This is a genomic window from Kaarinaea lacus (genome assembly GCF_975902315.1).
In genome coordinates this window covers 1-9,971 of the sequence record NZ_CDLKIE010000468.1, presented here as the reverse complement: position 1 = coordinate 9,971, position 9,971 = coordinate 1, and the positions used below count along the sequence as shown (strand labels likewise).

8 protein-coding genes are annotated in these 9,971 nt (G+C 44.5%); 3 read left to right on the top strand and 5 right to left on the bottom strand.

Annotation, left to right across the window (positions count from 1 at the left end):
• Positions 1–154 precede the first annotated feature (154 nt).
• Positions 155–415, top strand: a complete 261-nt coding sequence (locus ACWVCM_RS14480; RefSeq protein ID WP_455202472.1) for an RNA recognition motif domain-containing protein — start codon at positions 155–157, stop codon at positions 413–415.
• Between the two features lie 56 nt (positions 416–471).
• Entirely contained in the window at positions 472–753 is a 282-nt protein-coding gene (locus tag ACWVCM_RS14475) for a hypothetical protein (RefSeq protein ID WP_455202471.1), read from the top strand.
• 89 nt (positions 754–842) lie between these two features.
• Here ACWVCM_RS14475 and ACWVCM_RS14470 read toward each other — a convergent pair whose 3' ends face one another.
• The gene (locus ACWVCM_RS14470) at positions 843–1,172 is read right to left on the bottom strand and encodes a hypothetical protein (RefSeq protein ID WP_455202470.1); all 330 of its coding nucleotides are present in this window, start codon (positions 1,170–1,172) and stop codon (positions 843–845) included.
• Between the two features lie 317 nt (positions 1,173–1,489).
• On the opposite strand from ACWVCM_RS14470, the gene ACWVCM_RS14465 reads away from it, so the two are divergent.
• A complete protein-coding gene (locus ACWVCM_RS14465; RefSeq protein ID WP_455202469.1) occupies positions 1,490–2,128 on the top strand; it encodes a CAP domain-containing protein in 639 nt (212 codons plus the stop codon).
• A 74-nt stretch (positions 2,129–2,202) separates the two neighbouring features.
• Here the strand turns inward: ACWVCM_RS14465 and ACWVCM_RS14460 are convergent, their stop codons facing one another.
• The 4 genes from ACWVCM_RS14460 to ACWVCM_RS14445 form a co-directional block, all read right to left on the bottom strand.
• Positions 2,203–4,896, bottom strand: coding sequence for a hypothetical protein (locus ACWVCM_RS14460; protein WP_455202468.1), 2,694 nt, complete (start codon positions 4,894–4,896; stop codon positions 2,203–2,205).
• A 188-nt stretch (positions 4,897–5,084) separates the two neighbouring features.
• A complete protein-coding gene (locus ACWVCM_RS14455) occupies positions 5,085–8,078 on the bottom strand; it encodes a hypothetical protein (RefSeq protein ID WP_455202467.1) in 2,994 nt (997 codons plus the stop codon).
• A 52-nt stretch (positions 8,079–8,130) separates the two neighbouring features.
• Positions 8,131–8,742: a hypothetical protein gene (locus tag ACWVCM_RS14450; protein WP_455202466.1), complete on the bottom strand. Its 612-nt coding sequence runs from the start codon at positions 8,740–8,742 to the stop codon at positions 8,131–8,133.
• An 82-nt stretch (positions 8,743–8,824) separates the two neighbouring features.
• On the bottom strand, positions 8,825–9,971 hold a 1,147-nt coding region (locus ACWVCM_RS14445; RefSeq protein ID WP_455202465.1), incomplete at its 5' end, for a hypothetical protein.

Here is a 9,971-nt window from a genome sequence, read left to right as displayed (position 1 = left end):
GCCCCAAAGGCTTACAAGCTACATCGGTTCAGGTCGAAGCTTAAACTTAAATAATTAATGTCCGCGGGCCCTGCAATAACTCTGTGGGGTCTGTGGTATCTATTTACGCGGTCTTCAGGGATCCGCCCTAACGACGAGAATTAAATTGAAAAAAATGTTTATCGGCAACCTGCCTTCTGATGCATCTGAAGAATCAGTACGCAATTTATTTTCTGAATACGGTACCGTGCATTCCATTCACCTCAACACCGATATATTTACCGGAAAATGCCGGGGTTACGGGACAGTCGCAATGGAAGGTCACGAGGCTAGAGCTGCAATCGCTGAGCTTGATGGCAAGACAATTGGCGGTAAACCTCTAAAGGTACGATTCGAAGACACCAGGAAAAGCGGCCGTGGTAAGCGCCATCGCTAAGCTCGTTCTCCTAAGGTCACAAATATTAAGCTACAAAAGTGTAAGGATTAAATCATATGTCAGTTGCTAAAGGTGTAGCACCCAGTGCCAGTCTGTTTAGTGTTGTTAGTGTAGAAAAAACCACACCACCGGCAGGAGCCGAAGGTGATGACTGGTACAAGTATATTGTGGCGCGTGACAATTCCGAAATTGTTGGCAGTATGCAAGGGTCCTTGCAACAAGTGACTAAATATGCCAAAGAGTTTGTCGAAAATCTCAATACTCGGGCGAGTACTCCAAAAGGTCGCTCAACCTGGGCGCCAACGCCTTCACAGAAGACGCCTCCTAAAAAAGTCTAACGGTATCGCGAATGCAACCCGCTCGGAGAAAACCTTTGGCCCAGTTGGTATGCATTCGCTATTAAATTAGAAGTCCAGCTTAATCTGATTTAGTCGGCGTATTCCCCATCACCGTAGTGGCCCATCATGGCGCCATCTTCTATGCTGAATGAACCAATTTGATTGTCGCTTGCAGGAATATTTTTCCTGTTTTCTGGTGTCATTTTGGATTGACTGATATTCGTTTTTGTTTGTAATGCGGTTTTGTCCCCATTGAGAGCCAGCCGGCTATTATCAGTTATCTCATTGTTCCCCGCTAATGTGCCTGAACTATACAGTAGAGCCGTCGTTAATATTGCTGCGAGCGCACTGTTACCAAGGAAACTTATGAAATTATTCATTTCTTTCTTGTTGTTTTTTACCAAATTAACACACTGCATTCTTTCTTACCTCCGTGGGGTTGTCACAAAATAATTAGATTAGTAGATATCGTTGATGCAAGATCATAATTGTCCTGGATCCAGGCTATTCAACGTCCGTAATTTAGCGGCTCAACATATTCCTCTTGGGATATAACTTTGTTGCTGAGCAGGTCCACATTGCTACGGTTAGTTTGTCGGTGTGGTTAAAGGGTTACGACGGATGTCCATATCGGGATTATTAAGAAGTGCACACTAAAAACTCGATAAAAACAACAATTCACAGGCATAACTTTTGTATATACTGGTTAAGAAAGATTGGTCATGGAGCGCATCAGGTGTTGTTATTACTCGAATTGAAAAGCTGTAGATCACTGGCATATTTGATACTTGCTGCAAGTATGCTCGCGTGTAGTAGTGACGAGCCGGATAGTGAAAAAATTACCGGGAATCAAACGCCGACTACTGATCTGGACTGTACAGTTGTAATACCAGGAGTCAGCTTAGCAGATGATTTTGTTTGTGCACATAACGCAATACGTGAATCAATACCTGCACCCCAACCAATACCTGATCCACCATTAACAGCATTAGTCTGGAACCAGGACCTTGCTGATTTTGCCCAGTCACATGCTGACACCTGTGTCTATGCGCATAGTGATGCGACCGAGCGTACAAATGCACTTGGCCAATGGGTAGGTGAAAATATCGCTGCAAATTATGGGTTAAGCTACACCCCCTATTCAATTACTGATTTATGGGCCAGCGAATCCGTTGATTATGATTACGCTACGAATACCTGCACGCCTGGGGCACAGTGTGGACACTATACCCAAATAGTCTGGCGTGACACCACGGAAGTAGGGTGTGCCCGGGCAATTTGTCCCACATTGGTAAATACCAGTTTTCTGGATGCAGAATACTGGGTATGCGAGTATATGCCGGGTGGAAACTATATCGGAGAAAGGCCGTATTAGTCTTAGCAGAACAGAACAATAACAGTAATAATGATTATGGTCTTACTATTTGGTTGAGCGGGGAGGGCAATGATTTACTGGCGCAATTTTTTTACAGTATCACTTATCAGTTTCCAGCGTATAGACTCACGTGAATCATCGGGTTCCTGATTGCCAGTGACTACTTCTGGCAAGTAGTCGTTTATGTATTGCTCGAGAGATTCAAAGTAATTTTCTTTTGCCAGTTTTTCTGCTTCACTGAGCTTCCCTTTGGCAGCAGACAAATTCCCCTGTTTGAAATGAATGGTGGCGATCGCAAGGAGAACATTCGTATTCGAAAATGGATCGGATGATTCATAGCTTGATTCTTCGCCCTGAGAATATTGGGCGCTGTCTTTCAATACCGTTAACGCATATTTAAACTGTTTTAACGCGGATTTGTAGTCACCTTTATCAGCGTACAACCAGCCTAACTCCTGATAGACAAAGCTTGATACATAACTGTTGAATGGATCTGTATATTCAATTAGCCCGGGTAAAATATTTAACAGCAGTGCCTGCGCGGTACCAGGTTTTTGTTGTTGATAATATAAGCCTAATAACTGGTTAACTACATTGGAAATCATAAACCGGTCCTCGGGATTTTCAATTTTTAATGAATAGTCGAGCGCGGTTTTTAAATCGGCTTCCATTGCCGCAGTGTCTTTTTGTTGTTGTTTTAGATTCGCCAGGGCCTGGTAGTTGGAAGCCAGTTGTGGATAATGTTTTTCTGGCGTCTTGTTACGAACATCGATTGCCTTTTGAAGATAAGTGATGCTAAGTTCTGTATCATTTAACCGTTGGTAATAAATCCAGTAAGCTTCATACAGTCTGGCCAGCGTATCGTCACTTTCAACGGCCGCCAGAGATTTTTCTGCCTGCTCGAGATAAGCCAGTGCTTTTGGTAATTCCTTCGTGGCGGAATAAAATTGCGCCGCATTTAAAATGATTTCAAAACGCTGTTCCGAATTTTCCGCATTGGCGATATCTCTGTCCCAGTCTTTCTGTGGTATTTCACCAGCTAAAAGAGCAATTGCATTGTAGGCATTCTGCCAGCCTGCGGCACTTACAATGATCGCCGGTGGTGTGAGTAATAACGCTGCTAAATACAGTGATGCCATTCCCAGTGAGCCGATACGGCTTAGATGTCCTGATTGAAATAATATATCGCTCAAGGAATTAACCAGTTTGAACTTTTCAGAAAAATGCATTTTTTTGAATTTGGATTGTTTCAGGGTTTCAAAAATTTTTCCGAGTTTACTTTCCTTATCCAGATCATCGATGCTGTGAGGGGGTTGGTAAAGTTCGTGTAATACGCCTGCTTCCAATGCGGCCATTGGTAAGGTTGCAAACATGACAACAGCGAGTACCCAAAAAACGGGTTCACCCAGGAGCCAGCCACCTGCGGCAAAAGCCAGCCCGCTTAGTCCTGAAAATAACAATTTACCGGTAGGAAAACGCTCCATAATAGTTAGTCGCACGATATGACCGCCATCCAGTGGCACAAAAGGCAGCAGGTTCAAATAATTTATCACCAGCATAATGATGGCTGTTTCATACAACCAGGGAGCCTGATAACTATGATGTAAAATGATCAAACCTATTCCCACGAGGATTCCAGGTAAGGGACCCATGAGGTAAACAATCACTTGCTTCCATACAGCAACGTCATCTTTTTTACCGGTGGCCGCTGCTCCCAGCAAAGGGATAAACAAAATTTGTAAATCTCGGTATTTGAATGCATACATGGCAGCGATGTGGCCCAGTTCATGGAAAAGAATTACTCCCAGTAGAATGAGTACGGAATTGAAGGAAAACACCAGGCCAAAGGCAATATAGGAAAGCGCCAGGGTAACTACGAACGTTATTATCTTTCGCATCATGCCAGCGGGATTTCGCTGGCGTGCCGAGTTCAATCGCAAATAAGCTTGTACCTCGGCTTCTACAGGATATTCTGGATGCGAATCAACTGTGCCAGTTGGATCCTTACCTGTTTCTTTGTTTTGTCTGGCTTGCGCAGTCAGTTTTTTGCGCATTACTTTATATAGACGTTTTTCCCCGTGTATCAGATGCCGCACCAGGCTGAAAGTTTTACCAAAACTCAGCCTGAATTCGTTGTTGCCTGTGGATATGACACCACCTTCCTTTAACAGGCAAACAAAATAACCATCCAGCAGTTTTTGTTGCAGTTTAAGATAACCAGCAGCATTAGGGGTAACGGGTTTCCTGTCAGCAAACACATCTTTTTGTTCGAGCAGGTGAGCTTCATATTCCTCCGCTACCGAAGTAGACATGGGATCATGAATCTCAGCGCCAGGTATGTTGCATAATACTGAGTGGCCCCGACCATTCAATGTCATTAGTGCTTTACCATCCTGGGTGATGCTCCAGAAATCTGTTTCATAACCCGGCATGTCGAGAAAGGTGGAGGCGGGCGATATTTCGGCAAATACACCAGATTCCCGGTTCACCATTACCAGGCTCAGCTTTTCAGCATGCTCATGGGAAATAATGTCGCTGCTTAACTGGTAGTGATGAATTTCAAATCCCAAAGGGGAGAGCTGGGTAATGGCATCTTCATATAACTTTTGCAAATAGCCGGGAACGTCTGCTTGATCAGCGAGCTTTAAGCGTGGTCGGTGTAACCGGATGCCCATCAACTGGTTCAGCGAAGCGCCCACTACAGCTAGCATCACTACCAGGGCAATGCCAGCAAAATATAAAAGAGTGTGTGAGAGGCCTAAATCCATATGTCGATATCCAGCTTAACAGAAATGGTATCGAGCGAAACTCCATATAACTTAAGGACTTAATAGATCCTTCTGATTGTGTTATTTGGCTGTTTTCGGTGGCCTGGATGGTAGTTTTTTAAACAACATACCTATATATGTATATTCTTTAACCAAAACAGCAGGTACCAGGGGTGCTGTCAGTAAAATTAGCGGGCAATTTGGTAAGTAAAAGCGCCATTTCCTATCATATCAATAGCTTGTGACATGTCAGAAATCCGTGCGGCTCCCGCATCATGTATGGTAGAAATGCTAAATTCCCGGTTCACGGTCCAGTCGATCGATTTGTCGTTCAGTTTTGGGGTGTAGGTTGCACTGGTTAAATCTGAAATATCTTCGTTATGGTTCAACAACTGGGGTGTTGTGACAAGCTTGGTAATGGTAAATGAATGGCTTGCAGGAATCTGATACCAGCCATTCACAGCCTGAATGGGAGCGTTGGCATCGTTATCAAACACGGTGAACCCGGTAGTGGAAAAACCGGGAAGATTTGTTAAGGGTACTTCATTGACAACGGGTTTCGGAAAGCCTGGTTCTGACACATAATTGAACACCTGTCGTTGTTGGAAAAAACTGGTATCTGGACATGTCGCGACGACTTGATTGTTCGTATCCTGTAACTGCCAATTTGATATAAATGCGGCAGGTGGGAGAAAATTTAAATTATCAAGTACGTAGTCAAAATTATAGTGAAGTGTCAGCGAGCTACTTATCGCAATCGAAGTCGAGTTGAATTCCTGGTCGAAATGAGGCATATCAATCCACGATGTTGGTGTGGGTGGAGGTGGAAGATTATCGTCAAGGACAAATTCAATTGAACCTGAAAATGGAGCTGGTACAAATTCTTCAACCCAACCGCTATTCACCCAGTTAAAAACTGAAGACACATTTTGCCATTGGCTCGCATTCCCATCAGGGCATTGTAGAGTCGTCGTCATTAAACGAACTTGCCACTCGGTTGACGTATTTAGCCTGACCTGATGTTCGCGAACCAGTTCTTCAACAGTCTGTGTAACGGAATGGATAGCATTGTCCTCCACTCGTATATAGATTGGTTTGTTTACCGGATTTACGATAGTTGCGAACTCCGTACTTTGAAATTCCATCCCATTAAGGTTTGATCGATCGGTGAAAGCAGTTGTTGAAAAAAGACTTGTTCCAAGGTCAGAAACAATGAGGTTGCTGGTGAATAGTGGTGGAACATAAAAATCTGAGCGAAAAGAAAAACTCGTTGATGTGATGTTTCCCGCCGGATCGCTGACTTCCACGAGTATCGTATGAGTTTCAAATGGTGTGGCCTGGTGCCAATCGAGAGCCAGGGTCTCAGAGGCCAGAGGGATCAGGTATTCGTTTCCAGCAGGCACTGGTAATACACGCCATGGACTGAGTATTTCTCCCTCTTTTTCATATTGAATACGAACTTCCAGGTCCTGAAAATCAGTGGCGACACCTGCTAATTTTTCATCGACGACATTAAAGGCAAAATACGGAATAAGATTATTATCCAGATCCTGTCGTATGATGGGTACGCCGTTCAGTTCCAGGTGGCTGGTTTCAATATACAAGGCTGACGTGTCATTCGTGTTTTCCAGTGGAGCGGGAAAAAATCCACCCGAGCCATCAGAAAAACGGGCACTACTATGGCCGGTACTGGTGTCTATTACAGGCGGTATGACGTCAAGATACAGACTTGTCTGTGAGTTGGTTTGATTACCCGCGTTGTCCAGCACCACGACAGGTAAATTATTTTCGCCTGGGTTAATATCCACGCTGGCAGACCAGTTGCCGTTTTGGTCAAGTATTGCTGATTGACCATTCACAACAATCGAATCAACACCTGAGATATTGTCGTTGTAGGTACCGGTTATGGTTGCCGGGGTAGTGCTGGTTATAGCAGATGAAGTTACATTAACAACAGGGTTTGTATTATCGAAGCGTATCGTTAAATCCAGCCCGGCGGTGTTCCCTAAAACGTCGACGGCTGAAACACTGAGGGTGTGATCTCCATCAGGTAGAAAATCGGTGGTGTCGATAATCAATACGGGATTTTGTGGATTTTGTAACTCACCGAGACTAAAGCCATCCAGAGATGCGCCAATGGTCTCTGCACCCAGAAAACCACCGATATTAAATTCCAATGCCAGTGTGCCACTATATGCCGCCTGCAGTGGTTGAGTCAGGCTGAGCTCGGGTGCCTGGGCGTTTATGTCCAGTATTCCCTCTGAAAATATATCACTGGTTTTACCGGCCAGATCCTCTGCAACCTGTTGCAGGTCACCCGGCTTAAGGTTTGTGGCATTGCTAGCAATACTGGATATGGCTAACATGTGCAGCGAAAACGCCGCGCGATAAGATTCGGTACTTAGCGGGATAACACCAATGGCGAGCGGCATCAGGTTTTCGCGATTCAGATCAAAACCCACCCCATCAAGTGCGCCATCAGACTGAATGTCATTGTACATAAGCTGGGTTATGCCGATTGATGTGTATATAGTGTGTGGTGTTACCTGGTTTTTATCGCTGGCCCACAAACTCCAGTTGGAAATCCCTGCCAGATAAAAACCATATAATGCCTCGCTACTTACAGCGTTGACAGTATTGTTATCATCAGTAATGTCGATTGGTATTGTAGTGGCTGTATCTATTGTAAAATATTGATCAACAGTAATTTGCGCCTCGGAAAAAGCTTGCGTTGCAGCCATACCGTTGGCTATTTTAAAACTCGTTAATCCGGATACGATGTGCGTTAAAGGTGTAATTACCACAGCGACGCCATCATCGGAATTGTAGGGGGTGATTGCCTGCAACACTTGCTGATCAGGAACGGTTACAGTGGTTCCAGTTGCTTGCTCAACATAACTGCCGCCAGCTGCTTCGATAAGTATAAGCTGGTCCCGTGACTGGATTTCGAGAGAAAAATTGCCGGCGCTGTCCGTCGTTGTACCACCCAGGCGCGCGCCGCGAATACCATCGCCAAAGGCATAAACCGTAACTTGTGCACCGGAAATTGCGCTATCAAACACTTTGCCCGCTACAACGCCCAGGGGGCGTTCCGGGGGAAGTTCCGTGTCACTGCTACAGCCTGACAGTATAACTGCCAGAAACAATAAACTATAAAACATATAACTATTTATTGTTTTCAATCTGTGAACTCCATCCTCTCTACGTAATCAATAACATCTTTCATCGCCAGTGCTAGTACCGATAAAGTATCGTCATCACCGCAGAGAATTCCATGATATCTCCGCTAGTAGGTATGGACTGTTCCAGTTTGGCGCCAATCGTCCATTCCTGACGTAATGACCATTCACTAATCATATTTAGTAGTACAGATAAGTCTGTTTCCTCTCGATCCGGAAAAGACTGAATTAAAAAGCCGTCTGAATCCTTGGTATGACGGGCGGTATAACTTGCGTTTGATACATCGATACCGACACCCAGCCAGGGCGACCATGATCTTGCCAATCGAAAACTTTTTTGCAATGAAAAGCGTATACCATAGCGTTCAACATCCTGACCTATATTGTTCGCATCGGCGTCGAGTGAGGTTTTATAATAATACAATTCTGTCCATTGCCTGATTTCACCCTTCAGCCAGTCAGTATATATAAAATTGAAGGGTAGTACCGTCAGGTTATTCTTCGTATCGCCGTCGGGATCATCAACGGAGACGTAACCGGCGCCAATTCCGTAGCCAATTTTAGCGGTATTTTTAGGAAGCCCTAACGGGGCAGCAATACTGCATTGTATAGTTAACAGACAACACATTATGTAGCTGGCTAAAGCGAGGTTGAATTTTCTATTCATCCTGAATAATGTAAATTCCAGTTCTGCCTCAATGCGATTTGCACGAACCACATGTGATTATTTATTCACGAACCACACGTGGTTAATTATTATAGTTGTAATCGAGTCGTTTTATTACAACATTATTTGATTCTTTGGCAACAGTAAAACTAATTTTTCCCTCATAAGTTGTATAGTTTGTAGCGCCTTTTTCCCGTATCAGCACCTGGAAATCACCATCGCCTAACATTTGTTTATCTTTCTTCAGCCATTTGACATCGCGAATGGCTAGTCGACGGGTATCAGTAATATCAAACAACCGCTGATAATCATTTTCCAGTTGCTTTCGGGTTGAACCGTCACTGCTGGAGATGTCCGATGCAAATGTTCTTACCAACTGTTGCAAGTTACCCATTTCGTAGGCGGTTGACAAGTTGAATAACAACGTGCGCAGGTCGTCGTTAGAAATAAAGGGTTTGACTTTTGCTTTTGTAATGTTCTGGACGTTACCAGGTGGGGCAGATGTTAATGATGTCGCCAGGGGCATTGAAGCGATGCTTGCATTTGTAAAACGGGTATTAGTTTGCCGGTCTGGTTTTATATCGCCAGACAACTCGGCAACAGGCGAGCCAACCAGTGGAGGGTAAGTTTCTTTTCCATTAGCCGAAACGCGAACTGGTTCAGAATGGGTATTCGTGTTTTCTATTGAAGCCAGGCTCACTCCGGGTTCAGGTTTATCCGGTTCGATCGACTGAGTACTGGCATTTCCAGGCTCGGTACTGGTTTCAATGCCTGGTTTTTCCAGAATTACGGTAACCTGCTGGTAGAGTTTATCGGTGCCTGGCGTGTCTTCAGTTGCGGAAGCAGTGTCAGCATTTTGAGCGGGTAGTTTTTTCTCTGACTTTTCTAATGTAACGGCTGCCAGTTTGGTGTCAGCATCAGTATTCACTGGATCGGATTCAGTCTGTACTTCAACTTCCAGTTGGCTTTCACGCACCGATGGGAAATCAGGTGCAGGTACCTGCAATGCAGGAATTGCCGTGCCAGATACATTCCTGGTATCTGATAAATTATTGGCAACGATAGTATCAGGAACTGTCGTTTTGCCAGGCGTGCTATCAATAATAGAAGTTCCAGATTCAATGCCAGCTGTTTTGGGGACAATTTTTGCGCCGCCATTAAATTGCCAGTAAATAGAAAGGCTGATGCCTGTTAATACCGCGAATACCAGGGCGACGGGTTGCCAATGC